Source organism: Photorhabdus namnaonensis (genome assembly GCF_001684335.1).
Lineage (GTDB): Bacteria > Pseudomonadota > Gammaproteobacteria > Enterobacterales > Enterobacteriaceae > Photorhabdus > Photorhabdus namnaonensis.
The window spans coordinates 1-19,868 of the sequence record NZ_LOIC01000007.1 but is presented as its reverse complement, the minus strand read 5'-3'; the positions used below and the strand labels follow the sequence as shown (position 1 = coordinate 19,868).

Below are 19,868 nucleotides of genomic sequence, written 5' to 3'. Positions count from 1 at the left end.
CAGTCCCCTTAAGACTGCAAGACGTCTGTTAAGCGATCTAAACGGCCACGAATACTACCATCGATCACCAAATCACCTGCGCGGACAACCACACCAGCAATAACAGACTTATCAATTTTGCAATTCAGCTTAACTTTGCGTGACAGACGTTTTTCCATCGCTACAGAAATTTTAGCTAGCTGTTGTTCTCTCAGTTCGGCGGCAGAAATTACTTCAACATCAACAGTTGATTCAAGTGATGCACGCAATTGAATAAATTGCTGCAAAACTTCCGGTAACGCCAGTAAGCGACCGTTCTCTGCCATAACACGAATAAAATTCTGAGCATGTTCATCAACCTGTTCACCGCAAATTGCGATAAAGGTATTAGCTAATGTTTCCGATGCCAATGAACCGGAAAGCAGCTCGCCAACTTGCTCATTACGAGTCACCTCAGCCGTGAACGCCAGCATATTCTGCCATTGTTCAAGCGATTGTTTTTCCACAGCAAAGTCAAAAGCTGCTTTGGCGTAGGGGCGAGCTACAGTAGCAAATTCAGACATGCCCCTCCCTCCTTACAGTTCAGCGACCAGTTTATCAACGATGTCGCTATTAGCAGCTTCATCCACGGAACGTTCAATGATTTTCTCGGCACCTGCGATAGCCAACATAGCGACCTGCTTACGCAACTCTTCCCGAGCACGCTTACGTTCGGCATCAATTTCTGCCTGAGCTTGCGTTACGATTCTGTTACGTTCCTGCTCAGCTTCCGCTTTTGCATCATCAAGGATCTGGGCTTTTTGTTTATTAGCCTGTTCAATGATGACCTGAGCTTCCGCTTTCGCTTTCTTCATTTGGTCGGTCGCATTGGCTTGCGCTAAGTCCAGGTCCTTTTTGGCACGTTCCGCAGAAGCTAAACCGTCAGCAATTTCTTTTTGACGTTTTTCTATGGCCGCCATGATCGGTGGCCATACGAACTTCATACAAAACATAACAAACAGGACAAACGCAATGGCCTGGCCGAGGATTGATGCATTAAGATTCACAGCACAATACCTCTTTTAAAATTAATGAGTTGACGTAGTTTCAGATTATTTCTACAAACTACGCGACAGCAAACATTACGTACAAGCCAAGGCCCACAGCAATCATTGGGATGGCGTCAACCAGACCCATAACGATAAAGAACTGTGTACGCAGCAGAGGGATTAAATCCGGCTGACGAGCAGCGCCTTCCAAAAATTTACCTCCGAGGATGCCGATACCGATCGCAGCACCGATTGCCGCTAAACCCATCATTACAGCGGCAGCCATGTACAGCAGATCCATATTCAGGTTTTCCATGACAGTCTCCAGTTTGTTTCAGTTAAAACACAGTTAGTTGTTGTGGTAAAAATTAATGTTCTTCAGACGCCATCGACAGATAAACAATCGTCAGAACCATGAAAATAAAGGCTTGTAACGTAATAATCAGTATGTGGAAAATAGCCCAAGGCAGGCTGAGCATCCACTGCGACCACCACGGTAACAGACCAGCTATAAGAATAAAGATCAATTCACCCGCATACATGTTACCAAACAGTCGCAGACCGAGTGATACCGGTTTTGAAAGCAGGCTAACGCCTTCCAGAATTAAGTTAATTGGAATAAACAGTGGATGATTAAAAGGCTGTAAAGTCAGCTCTTTTGTAAAACCACCAATCCCTTTCATCTTAATGCTGTAGTAGAGGATGAGAACAAAGACACCAATAGCCATCGACAAGGTAATACTGACATCTGCTGTTGGCACAACACGCAGAGCCGGTAAACCAAAGACATGTTCACCGATATAAGGGAGAAAATCGATTGGCAATAAGTCCATCACGTTCATTAATAACACCCAAACGAACACTGTCAGTGCCAAAGGGGCAATAACTTTGCTCTTCCCGTGATACATATCACGAACGCTGTTATCAACAAAACCCATGATCAATTCTATAGCAGTCTGAAGTTTGCCAGGTACGCCACTGGTGGCATTAACTGCAACCTTTCTGAATACATACAGAAATAAGATCCCTAATACGACTGAGAAAAAAAGCGAGTCAATGTTCAACGTCCAGAACGTTGCAGAACCACCAGAGTTGGGATCGACCAACTCAAAGGTACGTAGGTCCAACTGAAGGTTATTCAGGTGGTGGCCTATGTAGTCCCTTGCAGTTGAAACTTCTCCTGATGCAGACATGATGCCTCTTACCCTTTTATTGTTGAAAACCTAACCGTTTATCACAGCAGGTGCGATGATTTGCACAATCAGCACCGCTAAATAAGTTAAACCTAGTGGTGCAAATGCCGCTTTAAACACGCCTAAAGCAACAACCAGCACAGTTATTGTAATAATAACTTTCAACCCTTCGCCAACGGCGAAAGACCATGCAATACGTACAGGAACCTCTTCTTCTTTTGCTTTTTGAAAACTGGCAAACAGCATAAATATGGCATTAGGTAACCAGCATGCTAGCCCACCAGCAAAAGCAGAAGCGCCCCATTCTATACTTTTGGTACAAAAAGCCACACTGAGAACAACAAAAGTCATTAACTGCAAAAAAAGCAGCTTCAGTGCAATTTTACCGCTGTAAAGGGATACAGACATGACTTTTGTTTTCTCCCCTCGCACGCCTTGCATATCAGGTTTTGCTAAATGTTGTATAAAACTGCCTTTGCTTAAGAGTGTCAAGTGACAAAAACGTGCAAATTATACGGGCCGCCAAAATGAATTCAATCCATAAGTAGCGAAAAGGTGAACAATTATTTAAATTTTTTATTTTGGCGCCAGGTTGCAAGCTAATGATTGTGCTGATCTCTTGTTTTTAATAATTTCATGCATTTCGGACTTAAGTGTGATTTAAATCACATAATTTTTTCGTTTGTTAATTATATTTAACATTCACAGGTGATAAAAATAAAATAAATTAATAATAAAATCAATTCGTTAATTTAATTTCATATAAAAGAGTGATTATATTATTGATTTAAATCACCTAGCTAACTTCTGACTAGTTTAAGAAAGTGGATCTGATGAAAAAATGCTTTATTTGATTTTAAAAGGTTCAACTATCTTAATATCAAGATAACGTTATTTTTGTGTAATAACTCGGTAAATTAAAGCTGAAACGAGGTAAACTATAATTAACGATGCTGATTACAGTATAATTGTGCTCAACATCACTAATTATTTATAACTTTATTGACAAATAACAAAATCAGTTTGATTTAAGGATAACCAAATGACGTTGCCCTTCTAGTTCAGGAACATCTAATTTAATAACCGAATCAACAGAAATTCCAAAGGGTAACATAGTCAATTCCTCTTCAGGAAGCACACCTTTAAGCGCATAGAAACGCCCGTGAATAGGTTCTGGCAAATGACTGCACCAAGAGACCATATCTTGTAACGACGCAAAAGCACGGCTTACTACGCCATCAAAAGGAAGCTCAGAAGAATATGCTTCAACCCTACTTTGTACTGGTTCGATATTTACCAAATCAAGTTCATGCTGAACCTGACGCAAAAATCTCACCCTTTTACCTAAACTATCCAGCAATGTGAAGTGAGAATCAGGACAAACGATAGCTAGCGGAATGCCAGGCAATCCCGGGCCTGTTCCCACATCGATAAAACGATGACCTTGCAGATAAGGACCGACAACAATGCTGTCCATGATATGACGTACCAGCATTTGCTCCGGCTCACGTACTGATGTGAGATTGTAAGCTTTATTCCACTTATTGAGCATGTCAACATAGGCTACAAGCTGCTGTTTCTGCTGTAGTGACAGCTCTATTCCTGCTTTGGTCAGCAGCAATTCTAGTTTGTTAAGCACAATTAAAATCCTCTCAGGCACTGCGGCGCAATAATCCTTGTTTTTTCAACCACACAAGTAAAATTGAAATGGCAGCAGGTGTTACCCCTGAAATACGAGAGGCTTGACCAATTGAACTTGGCTTATGATCATTGAGCTTAGCGACAACTTCATTGGAAAGACCACTGATTTGACCGTAATCGAGATCAACCGGTAATGATGTGTTTTCATTACGTAGCTGTTTTTCGATTTCTTCCTGCTGGCGGGCAATATACCCCTCGTATTTAACCTGAATTTCAACCTGATCAGCGGCTTGTGGTTCTTCAAGACCCGGAGAAAACAGGGGCAACGAGGTCAAAAGTTCATAGTTCATTTCAGGCCGACGTAATAGATCTTCACCATTAGCCTCTTTCGACAATGGCATTTTCAATATGTTGTTTATGTCATCAAGATTACTTGAATTAGGGTGAATCCAAATATTACGTAAACGCTGACGTTCTTGTTCAACCATTTCGACTTTACGGCAATAATGTTCCCAACGTGAATCATCTACCAACCCTAATTCACGGCCTTTTTCAGTTAAACGTAGGTCTGCATTATCTTCACGTAGCATCAAACGATATTCAGCTCGAGAAGTAAACATACGGTACGGTTCTTTAGTCCCTAAAGTACATAAATCATCGACTAAAACGCCAATATAAGCTTGATCACGGCGAGGGAACCAACCTTCTTCCTCTGAAGCATGACGAGCTGCGTTAAGACCAGCCAGGAGTCCTTGAGCGGCCGCTTCTTCATAACCTGTGGTACCGTTAATTTGTCCAGCAAAGAATAGACCGTGGATAAATTTACTTTCTAATGTTTGTTTCAGATCTCTTGGATCGAAGAAATCGTATTCTATTGCGTAACCAGGACGAATAATGCAAGCATTTTCCATTCCTTTCATGGAGTGAACAATTTGCATCTGTACATCAAATGGTAAACTGGTAGAAATACCATTTGGGTAGATTTCATTGCTGGTCAACCCTTCCGGTTCAAGAAAGATCTGGTGAGCGTTACGATCCGCAAAACGCATAACTTTATCTTCGATTGAAGGACAGTAGCGTGGACCGATCCCTTCAATGATCCCCGCATACATTGGGCTACGATCCAAATTATTGCGGATCACATCGTGGGTTTTTTCATTCGTATGAGTGATGTAGCACGGTATTTGTTGTGGATGTTGTTTCGCGTTCCCAAGGAAAGAGAATATTGGTACTGGGTTATCACCTAGTTGTTGTGTTAACTGACTAAAATCAATAGTTCTGGCATCAATACGTGGTGGTGTCCCTGTTTTTAATCTGTTCACACGTAAAGGCAACTCACGCAGGCGCTGTGCCAACGAAATTGCCGGGGGATCGCCAGCCCTTCCACCACTATAATTTTCCAAACCGATATGGATCTTACCGTCAAGAAATGTTCCTACAGTTAAAACAACAGCTTTGGCTCTGAATTTAAGCCCCATGCGTGTTACTGCGCCAGTAACTGTGTCATTTTCAACAATGAGATCTTCTACAGGTTGTTGGAAGATCATCAGATTAGGTTGATTCTCCAATGTCATGCGCACAGCTTGACGATAGAGAACTCTATCAGCTTGAGCTCGTGTTGCACGAACTGCTGGCCCTTTACTGGCATTCAAAGTTCTAAATTGGATACCTGCTTGGTCAGTGGCTTTAGCCATTAAACCACCAAGCGCATCAATTTCTTTAACCAGATGTCCTTTACCGATCCCGCCAATAGCTGGGTTACATGACATTTGGCCCAAAGTGTCAATATTGTGGGTCAGTAATAAGGTTTGACGGCCCATACGAGCGGCTGCCATAGCAGCTTCGGTACCGGCATGACCACCACCGATAATGATGACGTCAAATTGTTCTGGATAAAACATGGTGATGAACCTTTTGTTATAAGAAAGCTCAGTGTTGCATTAGGGAAGAGAATTCTACTCAAGTTTTAGCGATAGACCAAGTAGGTGAGATCACCGGTAATTAAAAGAAGATCTTTTTTATTTAAAGATCTGTTTATTAGATCTTTTATTAGGATCATGATCTTTTGTGGATAAGTTATTTTTCCTTAGAAAGATCATAAAGCTGCAAAGGATCATTTGTTGTGAATGATCCGTGATCCCACGAGGTATAAACTGGGATCTAAATCGGTGGTTATTCACAAGGCGATCATTGTCAGAGAGTTATACTATGGATAACTACGGGTTAACCCCGGGTTTTTAGATAAGTTATCCACAATCGTTTGCTGTTTTTTTGTTCTTATTAGAGTGACTTTGCCCAATTTTTGACCCATTCTTCCGCGGGATCTTCGGGGATCTCGTGTTGTTGAATATCAATTTCCAGACGATCACCGAGGCGTTTAGCTCCGCTTTCTATTAATATTTGGTCAAATGATCTTATTGCACCGCAAAAAGTATCGTATTCAGAACTACCAAGGCCAACAGCGCCAAACGTTACCTTGCGGAGATCAGGTTTTTGTTCAGAAATTTCTGCTGCTAATGGTTGTATATTTTCTGGCAATTCTCCTGCTCCATGTGTGGATGTGACGACTAGCCAGATCCCTTCTTGAGGAAGTTCATCTAAAGAGGGGCCATGTAGCATTTCAGTGGAGAAGCCTGCGTCTTCCAAAATTTCAGCCATATGTTCAGCTACGTATTCAGCACTGCCCATTGTGCTACCGCTGATTAAGGTAATAGTGGCCATAGTGATCCCAACAGATTTCAAGAATCGCTATTGTACGCTGTGAATCTGTTGGGATCTACCTGTGGATAATGTGGTTATAACAAATTTTATTTTATGGCTTGATTGTTCGCATGATCGGGTTTTGTAAGGAGATTAGGGTTTCTGTTGATTGAATTTCATCGATAGTCTGTATTTTGTTGATAAGTACATCTTGAAGGGATTCAATTGAACGGCACATAACTTTAATAAAGATGCTGTAGTGGCCTGTTGTGTAGTAAACCTCAACTACTTCATCCAGGTTGTCTAGTTTTTTCAGGGCTGATGGATAATCTTTAGCACTCTTAAGAATAATGCCAATAAAGCAACACACATCGTAACCAAGTTGTTTCGTGCTGATATCTACTCTGGTGCCGGTGATGATTCCTGCTTGCTTCATTTTTTCCACACGAACGTGAATTGTTCCTGGGCTGACTGCAAATTTCTTTGCTAGCTCGGCATAAGGTGTACGTGCGTTGTCCATTAAAGCGTGAAGTATGTCACGGTCTAAATTGTCGATCTGATAAATTTCTGCCATTTTTAGCCCCGTTTTTTAATGAATTTTCATTTTTTGCATCTTAAAAATGAATTTTATGAATCATAAAGGCTATTTTTATTAAAGTATATTGAATTTATCCCTCATTTTATTGCTTAATGTTTCCAACAGGACATCAGGGCTACCTAAAAAATTAGAGAATAACATTATGAAAAAGTCGTTTATTGAAAAGCAGCAACAAATCAGTTTCGTGAAATCCTACTTTTCCCGTTTGCTGGAAAGCAAATTGGGTCTGATTGAAGTACAAGGGCCAATCCTAAGTTGTTTGGGAGATGGTATTCAGGACAACTTGTCTGGTCATGAAAAAGCTGTTCAGGTAAAAGTAAAAACTTTACCGGATTCAACTTTCGAAGTAGTGCATTCATTGGCTAAATGGAAACGTAAGACACTGGGACGTTTTGGCTTTCAGCCTGAACAAGGGCTTTATACTCACATGAAAGCATTGCGTCCGGATGAGGATCGCTTAACGCCAATCCACTCTGTTTATGTTGATCAATGGGATTGGGAAAAAGTGATGGGAGATGGGCAACGCTCACTTGCTTATCTTAAACAGACAGTAGGTAAAATTTACGAAGCAATAAAAGAAACAGAAAAAGCTGTCAGCAAAGAGTTTGGTCTGGCACCGTTCCTGCCAGATCAAATTCACTTTGTCCATAGTGAAACGCTTCTGAGCCGTTATCCGGATCTGGACGCAAAAGGTCGTGAACGTGCTATTGCTAAAGAATTGGGTGCTGTCTTCCTCATAGGTATTGGTGCGAAATTATCTGATGGTCAATCTCATGATGTGCGTGCGCCTGATTATGACGACTGGACGACGCCAAACTGCGATGGTTTTTTGGGTCTAAACGGCGACATCATTGTCTGGAACCCTGTTTTGGAAGATGCGTTTGAGATCTCTTCTATGGGTATCCGTGTTGATGCAGAAGCACTGGAGCGTCAGTTAGCACTGACTGGTGATGAAAAGCGTTTACAATATGATTGGCATCAGGCGTTACTCAACGGTGACATGCCACAATCGATTGGTGGTGGTATTGGTCAATCTCGTTTAGTGATGTTATTGCTGCAAATGAAGCATATCGGTCAAGTTCAGTGCAGTATCTGGTCACCAGAAGTACGCGAAACTGTAGAAGATATGCTTTGATTCAATTAGTGACGCCATTTTCGCAGTAAACGACTTTTAAGTCCGGTATCAAAGCGCCAGATATGATCGAATATCCGCATAATATCTGGCTTACCATATTGGGACATGGAGACCGCATGGAAGCGGTGTTGCTGATGCAGTTGCAGATTTTTTATCTGATGGATTAGTGAGTCCGGCAGGCGCTGGGCAATGAAATCTGAGATAACAACAGCATCAGCATCTTTCCAACGCTGTTCTTTCATTTTTTCTATTGTGCTTGTCAGACAGAAAGCGAGATCTGTTCCTCCTTTGAAAGTCTGGCTGAGAAAACGAATAGCTTGCTCCAGACCATCTGGTGAGGATAGTTCATAGTGCACAATTTCTGTCGTAAATAGCATGATATGACAGTTGCGATTATCAGCTAGAGCAATGCGTAACAGTGCCAGACAAAAAGCTTTGGCGCATTTTTCATTGAATCTCCCCATAGAACCGGAAGTATCTACACAAATAATAAATGGTCCTCGTGGTTTTTCTTCCTGGCTATAATGAGTGACTGGCCGTAATGTTGTTTTTTCTTGCCAGTTATCACCTTGTAATCGATAGGTCAGGAGTTTTTTTTCCACTAATTTGCGATAAAACTCATATTCCAGATCTTCAATTCCTAATATCGCCAATTCTATTGGCAGTAGGCGTAGAATATCATCACTTTGTCCGATTCCATTTACCTGTTCAGGAACGGTATCAGGTGTTCGTTCGATTGTGGTAAATGGTTCGAAAAAATGATTTTCCTGTGGTTTTGATTTTGCAGATTGGCTGCGTCCGAGTAATTGAGCTAATTTTTCCAGTTCCGGCTGTTGGCGAAGAAATTCGCTATAGCGAATCAATAACTGTTTATCATTTTGGAAATGATTTAACTGACTTTTACTCATATCCCATAACCGCCCTGCTGCCCTATCATTTTCACTAAAAATAGGATCAAGATTACCGCTTAGTGCCAGCCTTTGTTGCAGTTCTGCTAGTAATTGCTCTTTTTCTTGTTCTAGCAATTGCTTATGGAGGGTTGTGGTTTGCAGGATCAAACTGATCCTCCATCGTTGAATAAATAGGGTTTGCAGTGTATTTGAATCAGCAATGGTGTTGGTTGCGAGTTTCTGTGCTTCTTTACTAAAAGGGGATTCAATTCGGTTCAGAGTTTCTAAAATGTCGGGAAGCTTAAGGTAAAAATGATTTGTATTGGCAGAGAGCAATTGTTGATATAACTGAAATTCTTCTGCCAGAGTTGCAGGAATGAGCGCTTCTTTAATCCTTTGTTGTAAATCGATTTTCCAACCAGGGATATCTTTTAGTAGCGCACGTTTCAAACGAGGATATTTTTCAAAAAAGATAGCTAACTGAGGTGAAGCTAGAATCGTTAATATGATCTCTTCTATCATCTCTCCTTCGTTTATTGACAGTAAAAGATCAAGGGTTGTCAGACTAATCATTTAATTAGTTGCCCATTTTTATTTTCAACTGATTAATTTTATCGGCTAACTGGATAAAGCTTTGCTCTATCGTAGCAAGCCAATGACTTTCAATAAACAGACATGGTTGATGGTGATTAAACAATTGGTGTTGGTGATGGATTTCTTGATTAATCTTTTCCAATCTTTCCAGCCACTCGTTGTTTTCTTCATTTTGCTGATGCTGACGGTCTGGTAAATATAGCGTGGATGAACGACGGCTGATATCAAAAATCTCTGGCTGGTGTATTGAATTAATTTCGGCTGCTATGTTTTGTGGGAAACCAATACCGTTCAGACGAGCTGATAGTTCTCCGCCTTTGTTTATCCAGTTATTCAGCGCTTTTTTATCCAATTCAATGAAATTAACTTTAATATCATGGAGATGAAGAGGTGTATGTAGGAATAAAATCAATTTTTCTTCATTGATATGATCGGGTAACGAATACTGTATTTTATGTCCAAACAGACTGGTTTGTTTTTCCAGCTTTAACGCTTGCTGATTATTTTTATCCTGACAGACTTGAGTCCATTGGTGATAGAGCGAATCCATTTTTTGAGATAATACTCTTTGCTGATATGCCTGTTCGGTTATGAGAGTATTTAGGTACTGAGGTAATAATTTAAAAGAGTGAAGATCATGCCACAAACAATCTTTCAGCAATATTAAATCAATAGGGGATATCTCTTTTCTACCATTAAAGAAAGCGCTGGCTTGTAATAAATGAATGGCTTTCTTCCAGCGTCGATCTGAAATGTAAGGTGAATGTTCTGTCGTATCAAGTTGCTGGCGTAAATGATAGATAATATCAAAACAACTATCAGGTAGAATTATCTTATCAATCTCCTTTTGCCATTGGTAAAATTCTTCACTTGTGATCTGAATGTCTACTGGGACAGGATTATCATTTTCATTTTTGTGGCTAGTGAGTAACGCTCGGAAATTCTTTTTTTCTTGAATTTTGTCCAACCAAATACGAATTAACATTCTGTCATAGAGCGCTTCCAGGCTGTTATCTGCTTCAGGCAGCTCATTGGATGCTGTTACAAGTAATCGCATTGGAATTTTCTCTTCTGTATCGCCATTTCTGAATTTTCTTTCATTAATTGCGGTCAGTAGGGTATTAAGAATTGCTGGACCGGCTTTCCATATTTCATCAAGGAAGACAATTTCGGTTTCAGGTAAATATCCGTTAGTTAGACGTTGGTAACGTCCTTCTTCTTTCAATGCCTGAATAGAAAGAGGACCAAAAATTTCTTCAGGAGTTGAAAAGCGAGTCATCAGATATTCAAATGCTCTGGCATCACGAAACGCAAATTTTAATCGTCGGGCTATCAGGCTTTTTGCGATACCAGGAGGACCGAGTAGAAAAACACTTTCCCCACATAATGCCGCTAGCAAACATAAACGAATAGTCTGTTGTCTTTCATACAGACCACTTTCCAGATAGTGACTTAAGCAAACTATTTTTTCTGCTAACAACATAATTCGTACCAATATTATCTGTTGGATTAGATGAAACCTAATTGGCCTTCTCCATAGATTTTAATCATTATTTGTTGATGTAGACAATATTTACCTTAAAAATCGATTCAGCGTCAAATATTCAATAAGTTAGCATTTATTTTCGTTTCTTTCATTATCGAAACGTTTCGATAGTGATCACACTTTTGTATCACTAATGTTGTATTTTAAATATTACTTTCTATATTACTAAATAGCGAAACGTTTCGCTAATGGAATAAAAAAATGAAAAAAGGTGTATTACTTAATTCTGAAATTTCAGCCGTAATTTCTCAGCTAGGGCATGCTGACCAGATTACAATTGGTGATGCTGGATTACCAATTCCTTCTTTAGCCCAGCGGATTGATTTAGCGCTAACCCAGGGAATTCCTAGTTTTATATCCGTTCTTAATGTTGTTACACACGAAATGCAGATTGAAGCTGCATTTTTAGCTGAGGAGATCATTGACCATAATCCTTTGATACATCAATTAATATTGACTCAAATTAAAGAACTTGAGAAACAGCAAGGGAATTCAATTACTGTAGACTATATTAGTCATAATATGTTGAAAGAGAAAACAGAACATAGCCGAGCGGTGATTCGCACAGGAGAGCATTCTCCTTATGCCAATATTATCCTTTGTGCTGGTGTGACTTTCTGAGGTGATTATGCAGCCTGTACTGGAACTAAAAGGAATTAGTAAATCTTTTCCTGGTGTCAAAGCATTATCTGGTGCGGCACTACGTGTTTACCCGGGTAAAGTGATGGCACTGGTAGGGGAGAATGGTGCAGGTAAATCCACGATGATGAAAGTGTTGACTGGGATATATACCAGAGATACAGGCACGGTTCATTACCAGGGAAAAGAAGTAATTTTTTCTGGCCCTAGATCCTCTCAGGAAGCGGGGATCGGAATTATCCATCAGGAATTAAATCTTATTCCCCAACTGACTATTGCTGAAAATATTTTCCTGGGACGAGAATTTGTTAATAAATTCGGAGCAATTGATTGGAGAAAAATGTATCAGGAAGCAGATCGCCTGTTAAAAAAATTGAATCTGAGTTACAGCAGTCACTGTTTAGTCGCTGAACTTTCTATCGGTGATCAACAAATGGTTGAAATTGCTAAGGTGCTGAGTTTTAAATCCAAAGTTATCATTATGGATGAGCCAACTGATGCGCTGACCGATACAGAAACTGAATCATTATTTAGTGTAATACATGAACTAAAATCTCAGGGATGCGGTATTGTTTATATCTCCCATCGTTTGAAAGAAATTTTTGAAATTTGCGATGATGTGACGGTATTCCGTGATGGACAATTTATTGGTGAAAAGCCGGTAAAAGAGTTAAAAGAAGAAGCTCTGATTGAAATGATGGTTGGGCGAAAACTGGAAGATCAATATCCTCGCCTGAATTTACCTCGGGGTAAAAAACGACTTGAAGTTAAGCAGATTTCTGGTCCCGGTGTGACAAATGCCAGTTTTTCCCTTTATAGCGGGGAAATTTTGGGTATATCAGGGCTAATGGGGGCTGGCCGGACTGAATTGATGAAAATTATTTATGGTGCGTTGCCGAAAACTCAAGGACAAATCACACTGGATGGAACACCCATTGTAATTCGTAACCCTCAAGATGGGCTAGCTTGTGGGATTGTTTATATTTCAGAAGATCGTAAACATGATGGTTTAGTTTTGGGAATGTCAATTAAAGAGAATATGTCTCTTACTGCCTTACGTTATTTCAGTAACTGGTTAGGGGGTCTTAATCATAAAGAAGAACAGAGTGCAGTTAGTGACTTTATTAAATTGTTTAGTATCAAGACACCTTCAATGGGACAAGCTATTGATTTGCTTTCTGGTGGTAATCAGCAAAAAGTAGCTATTGCCCGTGGATTAATGACCAGACCAAAAGTTCTTATTCTGGATGAACCTACACGTGGTGTAGATGTTGGCGCAAAAAAAGAAATTTATCAGTTAATTAATCAGTTTAAGAAAGAAGGACTAAGTATTATTCTCGTTTCTTCTGAAATGCCAGAAGTGATGGGAATGAGTGACCGTATTTTGGTTATGTGTGAAGGCCAGATCAGCGGAGAATTTTTTGCTGAACAGGTAACTCAAGAAGTTTTGATGGCGGCGGCTGTAGGCAAACAATATGGAGCAATTCAGGGGTAATTCAGTATGAGTTCTAATATATCACCGACATTTAAACGTTGGTTTACTAGAGAGTGGTTACTGGAACAAAAGTCACTGATTGCATTGTTAGTGTTGATCGCAGTAGTTTCTTCTCTTAGCCAAAATTTTTTCACTTTAAATAATTTGTTTAATATTCTGCAACAAACATCAGTCAATGCCATTATGGCCGTTGGGATGACATTAGTTATTCTGACATCGGGTATTGACCTGTCTGTTGGTTCATTGCTTGCGTTAACAGGTGCAATAGCTGCTTCATTGGTTGGTACGGAAATTAATGCACTGGTGGCTATCGTGGGTGCTTTGGCTTTAGGTGCTGCAATTGGTGCTTGTACAGGAATAATAATTGCTAAAGGTAAAGTACAGGCTTTTATTGCCACTCTAGTCATGATGTTATTACTTCGTGGAATAACTCGTGTCTATACTGATGGTAGCCCAATAAATACAGGATTCAGTGATAACGCGGATCTGTTTGGTTGGTTTGGTATTGGTCGTCCACTGGGAGTTCCTACTCCAGTATGGCTGATGTTGATAGTTTTTATTATCGCATGGTATATCCTGCATCACACTCGCTTAGGTCGTTATATTTATGCCTTGGGGGGGAATGAATCGGCTACCCGTTTATCCGGTATCAATATTGATAAAATTAAAATTATCGTTTACTCCTTATGCGGCTTACTGACGGCATTGGCAAGTATTATTGAAGTCGCTCGCCTTTCTTCTGCTCAACCTATGGCGGGGGGAGGTTATGAATTAGATGCTATTGCTGCCGTAGTACTGGGAGGTACTCGCCTTGCTGGTGGTAAGGGGTTAATTATTGGTACTCTGATTGGTGCGCTAATCCTCGGTTTTTTAAACAATGGCTTAAACTTATTAGGTATTTCTTCTAACTATCAGATGATTGTTAAAGCTATTGTAATATTGTTAGCCGTTCTGGTTGATAACAAAAGTGGTAAATAACCTCACCCTACAGGAAATAACACGATGAAAGTGAAGAAATTAGTAACAATTTTATCTGCTGTTGCACTAAGTATGACTGTAAGTGTAAACGCATTGGCGAAAGACACTATCGCGTTAGTCATTTCTACACTGAATAATCCATTCTTTGTCACAATGAAAGATAGTGCTCAAAAAGAGGCGGATAAGTTGGGTTATGACCTAATTGTGTTGGATTCTCAGGATAATCCAGCGAAAGAATTAGCTAATGTTCAGGATTTGACAGTACGTGGTACGAAACTCATGCTAATTAATCCGACTGACTCCGATGCTGTTGGTAATGCCATTATGATGGCTAACAATGCCAAAATTCCGGTCATTACTCTCGATCGGATAGCGAATAAAGGTATTGTTGTCAGTCATATTGCTTCTGATAACCGCTTGGCGGGTAAAATAGCAGGTGATTTTATCGCCGAAAAACTGGGAAATGAAGCCAAAATTATTCAGTTAGAAGGTATTGCCGGCACTTCTGCCGCCCGTGAACGTGGTGAAGGGTTTAATAAGGTAGCACAGGAACATAAATTCAATGTGTTGGCTAGTCAGCCGGCTGATTTCGATCGTACTAAGGGACTGAATGTTACGCAGAACTTACTGATAGCTCATCCGGCGGTACAAGCTGTATTTGCTCAGAATGATGAGATGGCGTTAGGTGCTTTACGCGCTTTACAGACAGCAGGTAAAAACGATGTATTAGTTGTTGGTTTTGATGGTACTGGAGATGGTATCAAAGCCGTTCAAAATGGAAAACTAGGAGCGACAATCGCTCAGCGGCCTGATCAAATTGGTATCGTTGGTGTTCAGACTGCAAATAAAGTGCTGAGAGGCGAAAAAGTTGAAGTCGTCATCCCTGTAGAATTGGAGTTAGTTATTAGAAAATAAATCGATATTTGTGCTGTTACTCATTGATGGTGGTGACGGCATAATTGAAAAGGAATAAATGTAATGAGTACAGCAAAACTTGCGGTGCTTGGCAGCATTAATGCTGACCATATTTTGAATCTTAAGTCATTCCCTCGCCCGGGGGAAACGGTGATCGGGGAACAATATCAGGTTGCTTTTGGTGGTAAAGGTGCTAATCAGGCGGTAGCAGCAGGCCGCAGTGGTGCTGACATTACATTTATTGCTTGTGTTGGTGAGGACGATATTGGTTTTCGTATCTATCAGCAATTAGCAAAGGATAATATTAAAACTTCTGGCATTGAAGTGATTAAAGGAGAAACAACGGGTGTAGCGTTGATTTTCGTTAATCAGCAAGGTGAGAACGTTATTGGTATCAATGCAGGCGCTAATGCAGCGTTGACACCGGAATATTTCTATCGCTACCAAAATATTATCGAGGAAGCGGATGCATTATTAATGCAACTTGAGTCTCCATTGGAAACTGTGCTACTTGCTGCAACAATAGCTAAACAAAATAATACAAAAGTGATACTCAATCCGGCTCCGGCCCGAAAATTATCTGATCAACTGCTCTTGCTGGTGGATATCATTACACCGAATGAAACTGAAGCGGAGTACCTCACTGGAATTAAAGTAGAAAATGATTTAGATGCGGAAAATGCGGCTCGAATACTGCATGATAAAGGTATTGAAACGGTAATTATCACATTGGGTTGCCGTGGTGTATGGTTGAGTCAAATAGGTCAGAAAGGAAAAATTGTTCCGGGATTTAAAGTTAACGTTGTAGATACTGTTGCGGCAGGAGATACATTCAACGGTGCACTGGTGACAGCATTATTGGAAAGAAAACCCATATTATCTGCCATACGATTTGCTCATTCTGCTGCTGCGATAGCGGTAACCCGTCAGGGAGCTCAACCTTCCGTTCCGTGGCGAAATGAAATTGATGCATTTTTAACTGAACAGGATTAACTGTGGCTACAATGAAAGATGTTGCTCGTTTTGCTGGCGTTTCTACATCAACTGTATCTCATGTTATTAATAATAATCGTTATGTCAGTGATGGTGTGAAAAAGAAAGTTAATGATGCGATTGAGCAATTGAATTATGCGCCATCAGCGCTGGCTCGAAGTCTTAAGATCAAGCAAACCAAAACCATCGGTATGCTGGTGACAACCAGTAATAATCCTTTTTATGCTGAAATTGTAAGAGGGGTTGAACGAAGCTGTTATGAGCGTGGTTACAGCCTTATCTTGTGTAATACAGAAGGTGATGCCAAACGAATGGATTACAGCATGGAAACTTTGCTGCAAAAGCGAGTAGATGGGGTGCTGATTATGTGTACTGAAAATCAGCACAGTTCCTGTGATGTTCTGCGCCGTTATCCTCCTTTACCGATGGTTATGATGGATTGGTCTCCATTTGATATTGTCAACGATATTATTCAGGACAACTCCTTGTTAGGGGGTGAGATAGCGACTAATCACCTTATTAGCTGTGGCTTTAAAAAAATAGCTTGTATTGCAGGTCCACAAGATAAAACACCTGCTAATCATCGATTGAAGGGATATAGAAAGGCAATGGCAAATGCTGGCCTTATTATTCCTGACGGATATGAAATTTATAGTGATTTTGAATTTGCTGGTGGTTTTAAATCAATGCAGAAATTACTACAACATCCAGAACCGCCAGAAGCTGTTTTTGCCGGAAATGATGCAATGGCTGTTGGCGCTTATCAGGCTCTATACCAAGCAGGGCTTTCTGTGCCGGATGATATTTCCATCATAGGTTATGATGATATCGACCTCGCCCCTTATATGATCCCACCGTTGACAACCATTCATCAGCCAAAAGATGAGTTAGGAAAGTTAGCTGTTGATACTTTGCTTTATCGGATGGATAACCCAGAAAGTGATCCTAAATTATTAGTATTAACTCCGACACTGATTGAGCGTAGTTCAGTTTCTCGTTCTTAAGTGTTCTTTTTCTTGATCATATTATCTCCATCTTCCTTATGTAATAGCAGGAAGGTGGAAGAAGAGAGTAAAGTGATTATTCCTACGGTAATAAAAGTGTTGTGGAAGCTATCAATGGTTGTTCCATAATGTATGGATTCATAGAAACGAAGAATAGCGGCACTTACCGCAACACCGAAGCTAATAGATAACTGTTGAGTTACCGCTAATAAACTATTTCCTGAACTGGCATTATTATCGGTCAAATCTGCGAGAGTAATGGTATTCATCGAAGTAAATTGGATGGATACAGCCATGCCCAGTAAGAATAGTGGAATAGACAGAAGGACAGCGGACATTCCTGGTGATTGCAGTGAAAATTGAGAAATCATTAATCCAATAATGATTGTTATGCTAACCAGCGTCTTACGATATCCAAAGCGAGTTAATACATTAGTAACGAAAGATTTGGCTATAACAGAACCAATAGCTGTTGGTGCCATCATCATGCCGGCAATGACTGCTGAATAACCAAATCCAACTTGTAGCATCAAAGGCATTAGGAAAGGAATGCACCCAGTTCCCAAGCGTGTAACAATATTACCTATAATACCGATAGAGAATGTACGAACACGGAATAATTTCAGACTAATAAGGGGTTGAGTTTGTCTTCTGGCATGCATTAGATAACCAAATAATATCATAAAACCACCAACCATCATTGTTAGTGGTATATAGCCTGGTAACGTACTTTCTCCTAGTAAATCTAAACTGACAGAAACCATTATTAAACTCAGTCCAAAAAGTATAAAACCGAAAAAGTCGAATGAACGTTTTGGCATTGTAAAATTAGGCATATGCTTTTTAGCATAAATAATCCCCAATAAACCAATAGGAATATTGATAATAAATATCCAGTGCCAGGTAGCATAAGTGACTAATAACCCACCGAGCATGGGACCAAGAATTGGCCCTACTAACCCTGGCATGGTGACAAAATTCATAACGGGTAGAAGTTCGCTACGTGGGTATGCACGTAATAAAGCAAGGCGAGCAACCGGCATCATCATTGCGCCACCAATTCCTTGAATTACACGTGAAGCAACTAGAAAAGCTAAATTACCTGACAAAGCACAGGCAAGGGAGCCTAAAGAAAATAAGGATACAGCAAATATAAATATCCGACGGGTACCGAAACGATCCGCTAACCAGCCGCTGACTGGGATTAGCAAAGCAACAGTCAGAGTATAGCTGACAACAGCAGATTGCATCGCCAGAGGTGAATGTTTGAGGCTTTCAGCAATAGCGGGCAATGCTGTGTTGAGAATTGTTGCATCTAAAGCTTGCATAAAGAAAGCTATTGCAGCAATCCAGGGTAGCCCCGCCATATTACGAGCGGTTTTTACCATTAATAATCCTGCTTATTTTATCTAGTTAATGTTTGGTTAGATATTAATCTAATACACTACTATATAAGATCATTCACGCTCTGTTAATAACTTTTGGCAAGCGAGAAGTGCACTGTAACTGTCACCTTGGATGATAGAATTAACAATTGTTTTATGAGCTTCCAGTTGTACAACTTTATCGGAAATAATAGCTTCAAAGTGGTTCTGGTAAACCAAATGAAATAAGTTGGCAAAAGAGCATAAGAATGGGTTTCCACAAGATTTGTAAATGGTATAGTGAAACTGGTAATCAATCTCTATCCATTTTTCCCGGTTAAAATTTTCTTTTAGTAGATACATTTCATCTATTACCTGTAAGAGCTGCTTCCTTTGTTTTTGTGTGGCATTTTGTGCAGCAAGAAAGCAAGCTTGTGGCTCTATTGCTAATCTTACTATGTGGAAATGTTCAACCACTTGGTTAAGGTTGTCTCGATTCATCCACCACTTTAATAAATCCTGATCAAGGAAATTCCAATGAATCGTTGGCATGATTCGAGTACCAATACGTGGGCGAGGTAATAACATACCCTTGGCTGCAAGTATTTTTATTGCTTCACGAACAGAAGTTCTGCTGACGTCAAATTGTTCAGCGAGTTCTATTTCACTAGGAAGGGTAGTTTCAGCTTTATATTCACCAGACAAAATCTGTTGTCCGATTTTTTCAGCTAAAAGATAAGAAAGGTTTTTCTGGGAAGCTTTTCTTTGTTCTTTAAATTGCATAGTAGATTTGAACCCTTGCCCGCATTTGTCTGCTTAATAGTACTTTAGTTTGGGAATAATTATTGTCGATGCCATCAATTTTGTATAAAAAAAACACAAAAATGCAGGTTTTGTTGAAAAAAGTCGCGAATAGCAATTTTTTTTCAATAAACGCTTGCCAGCGTCAAAGAACTCCCTATAATGCGCCACCACTGACCGACACAACGCTGATAAACATTGTGAGGTCAGGCAGAGGAAAGCGAATAAGCGCTTGACTCTGCGGGCGAACAGCGTAGTATGCGCAGCCCGGCTGAACGAGAATATGGTTTTTTGATTCAGCCTGCTCTTTAACAATTAATCAGACAATCTGTGTGGGCACTCACAAGACCGTATCACAAAAAAATACGTTTTAAA

The 19,868-nt window shown here is 40.1% G+C and carries 20 protein-coding genes; 7 read left to right on the top strand and 13 right to left on the bottom strand.

Translation table 11 applies throughout. The features are described from left to right. Positions 1-8: 8 nt before the first annotated feature. The 9 genes from atpH to asnC form a co-directional block, all read right to left on the bottom strand. Positions 9-542 (bottom strand): F0F1 ATP synthase subunit delta, encoded by a 534-nt coding sequence (gene atpH, locus Phpb_RS01060; protein WP_046396704.1) that lies wholly within the window; start codon positions 540-542, stop codon positions 9-11. Positions 543-554: 12 nt separating this feature from the next. Next, positions 555-1,025 (bottom strand): F0F1 ATP synthase subunit B, encoded by a 471-nt coding sequence (atpF, locus tag Phpb_RS01055; RefSeq protein WP_065388792.1) that lies wholly within the window; start codon positions 1,023-1,025, stop codon positions 555-557. A gap of 58 nt (positions 1,026-1,083) precedes the next feature. Continuing rightward, entirely contained in the window at positions 1,084-1,323 is a 240-nt protein-coding gene (gene atpE, locus Phpb_RS01050; protein ID WP_000429386.1) for a F0F1 ATP synthase subunit C, read from the bottom strand. A 52-nt stretch (positions 1,324-1,375) separates the two neighbouring features. Then, positions 1,376-2,200 (bottom strand): F0F1 ATP synthase subunit A, encoded by an 825-nt coding sequence (atpB, locus tag Phpb_RS01045; protein ID WP_065388791.1) that lies wholly within the window; start codon positions 2,198-2,200, stop codon positions 1,376-1,378. Positions 2,201-2,230: 30 nt separating this feature from the next. Next, positions 2,231-2,608 (bottom strand): F0F1 ATP synthase subunit I, encoded by a 378-nt coding sequence (gene atpI / locus Phpb_RS01040; RefSeq protein ID WP_065388790.1) that lies wholly within the window; start codon positions 2,606-2,608, stop codon positions 2,231-2,233. A 610-nt stretch (positions 2,609-3,218) separates the two neighbouring features. After that, entirely contained in the window at positions 3,219-3,839 is a 621-nt protein-coding gene (gene rsmG, locus Phpb_RS01035; protein WP_065388789.1) for a 16S rRNA (guanine(527)-N(7))-methyltransferase RsmG, read from the bottom strand. Positions 3,840-3,852: 13 nt separating this feature from the next. Next, entirely contained in the window at positions 3,853-5,742 is a 1,890-nt protein-coding gene (gene mnmG / locus Phpb_RS01030) for a tRNA uridine-5-carboxymethylaminomethyl(34) synthesis enzyme MnmG (protein ID WP_065388788.1), read from the bottom strand. A 379-nt stretch (positions 5,743-6,121) separates the two neighbouring features. Next, positions 6,122-6,562 carry an FMN-binding protein MioC gene (mioC, locus tag Phpb_RS01025; protein ID WP_046396707.1) on the bottom strand — a complete coding sequence of 147 codons (441 nt, stop codon included), beginning with the start codon at positions 6,560-6,562 and terminating at the stop codon, positions 6,122-6,124. A gap of 91 nt (positions 6,563-6,653) precedes the next feature. Continuing rightward, a complete protein-coding gene (gene asnC / locus Phpb_RS01020; protein WP_011144463.1) occupies positions 6,654-7,115 on the bottom strand; it encodes a transcriptional regulator AsnC in 462 nt (153 codons plus the stop codon). A 166-nt stretch (positions 7,116-7,281) separates the two neighbouring features. On the opposite strand from asnC, the gene asnA reads away from it, so the two are divergent. Beyond that, complete coding sequence (gene asnA / locus Phpb_RS01015) at positions 7,282-8,274, top strand: aspartate--ammonia ligase (RefSeq protein ID WP_065388787.1); 993 nt, start codon at positions 7,282-7,284, stop codon at positions 8,272-8,274. A gap of 5 nt (positions 8,275-8,279) precedes the next feature. On the opposite strand, the gene viaA is transcribed toward asnA, so the two are convergent. Beyond that, positions 8,280-9,737 carry an ATPase RavA stimulator ViaA gene (gene viaA, locus Phpb_RS01010; protein WP_065388786.1) on the bottom strand — a complete coding sequence of 486 codons (1,458 nt, stop codon included), beginning with the start codon at positions 9,735-9,737 and terminating at the stop codon, positions 8,280-8,282. A 4-nt stretch (positions 9,738-9,741) separates the two neighbouring features. Continuing rightward, entirely contained in the window at positions 9,742-11,253 is a 1,512-nt protein-coding gene (gene ravA, locus Phpb_RS01005; RefSeq protein ID WP_420848318.1) for an ATPase RavA, read from the bottom strand. Positions 11,254-11,505: 252 nt separating this feature from the next. On the opposite strand from ravA, the gene rbsD reads away from it, so the two are divergent. The 6 genes from rbsD (at position 11,506) to rbsR (ending at position 17,328) form a co-directional block, all read left to right on the top strand. Next, the gene (gene rbsD, locus Phpb_RS01000; protein WP_036782045.1) at positions 11,506-11,925 is read left to right on the top strand and encodes a D-ribose pyranase; all 420 of its coding nucleotides are present in this window, start codon (positions 11,506-11,508) and stop codon (positions 11,923-11,925) included. Between the two features lie 7 nt (positions 11,926-11,932). Then, positions 11,933-13,438: a ribose ABC transporter ATP-binding protein RbsA gene (rbsA, locus tag Phpb_RS00995; RefSeq protein WP_065388784.1), complete on the top strand. Its 1,506-nt coding sequence runs from the start codon at positions 11,933-11,935 to the stop codon at positions 13,436-13,438. A 6-nt stretch (positions 13,439-13,444) separates the two neighbouring features. Continuing rightward, the gene (gene rbsC / locus Phpb_RS00990) at positions 13,445-14,416 is read left to right on the top strand and encodes a ribose ABC transporter permease (RefSeq protein WP_065388783.1); all 972 of its coding nucleotides are present in this window, start codon (positions 13,445-13,447) and stop codon (positions 14,414-14,416) included. Between the two features lie 24 nt (positions 14,417-14,440). After that, positions 14,441-15,331 carry a ribose ABC transporter substrate-binding protein RbsB gene (gene rbsB / locus Phpb_RS00985; protein WP_065388782.1) on the top strand — a complete coding sequence of 297 codons (891 nt, stop codon included), beginning with the start codon at positions 14,441-14,443 and terminating at the stop codon, positions 15,329-15,331. 63 nt (positions 15,332-15,394) lie between these two features. Beyond that, entirely contained in the window at positions 15,395-16,324 is a 930-nt protein-coding gene (gene rbsK, locus Phpb_RS00980; RefSeq protein WP_065388781.1) for a ribokinase, read from the top strand. Between the two features lie 2 nt (positions 16,325-16,326). After that, on the top strand, positions 16,327-17,328 hold the full coding sequence (rbsR, locus tag Phpb_RS00975) for a ribose operon transcriptional repressor RbsR (protein ID WP_065388780.1): 1,002 nt from the start codon (positions 16,327-16,329) through the stop codon (positions 17,326-17,328). On the opposite strand, the gene mdtD is transcribed toward rbsR, so the two are convergent. Both mdtD and Phpb_RS00965 read right to left on the bottom strand, forming a co-directional pair. Beyond that, positions 17,325-18,716, bottom strand: coding sequence for a multidrug transporter subunit MdtD (gene mdtD, locus Phpb_RS00970; RefSeq protein WP_065388779.1), 1,392 nt, complete (start codon positions 18,714-18,716; stop codon positions 17,325-17,327). The genes rbsR and mdtD overlap by 4 nt on opposite strands. A gap of 69 nt (positions 18,717-18,785) precedes the next feature. Beyond that, complete coding sequence (locus tag Phpb_RS00965; protein WP_065388778.1) at positions 18,786-19,475, bottom strand: FadR/GntR family transcriptional regulator; 690 nt, start codon at positions 19,473-19,475, stop codon at positions 18,786-18,788. Between the last annotated feature and the right edge of the window lie 393 nt (positions 19,476-19,868).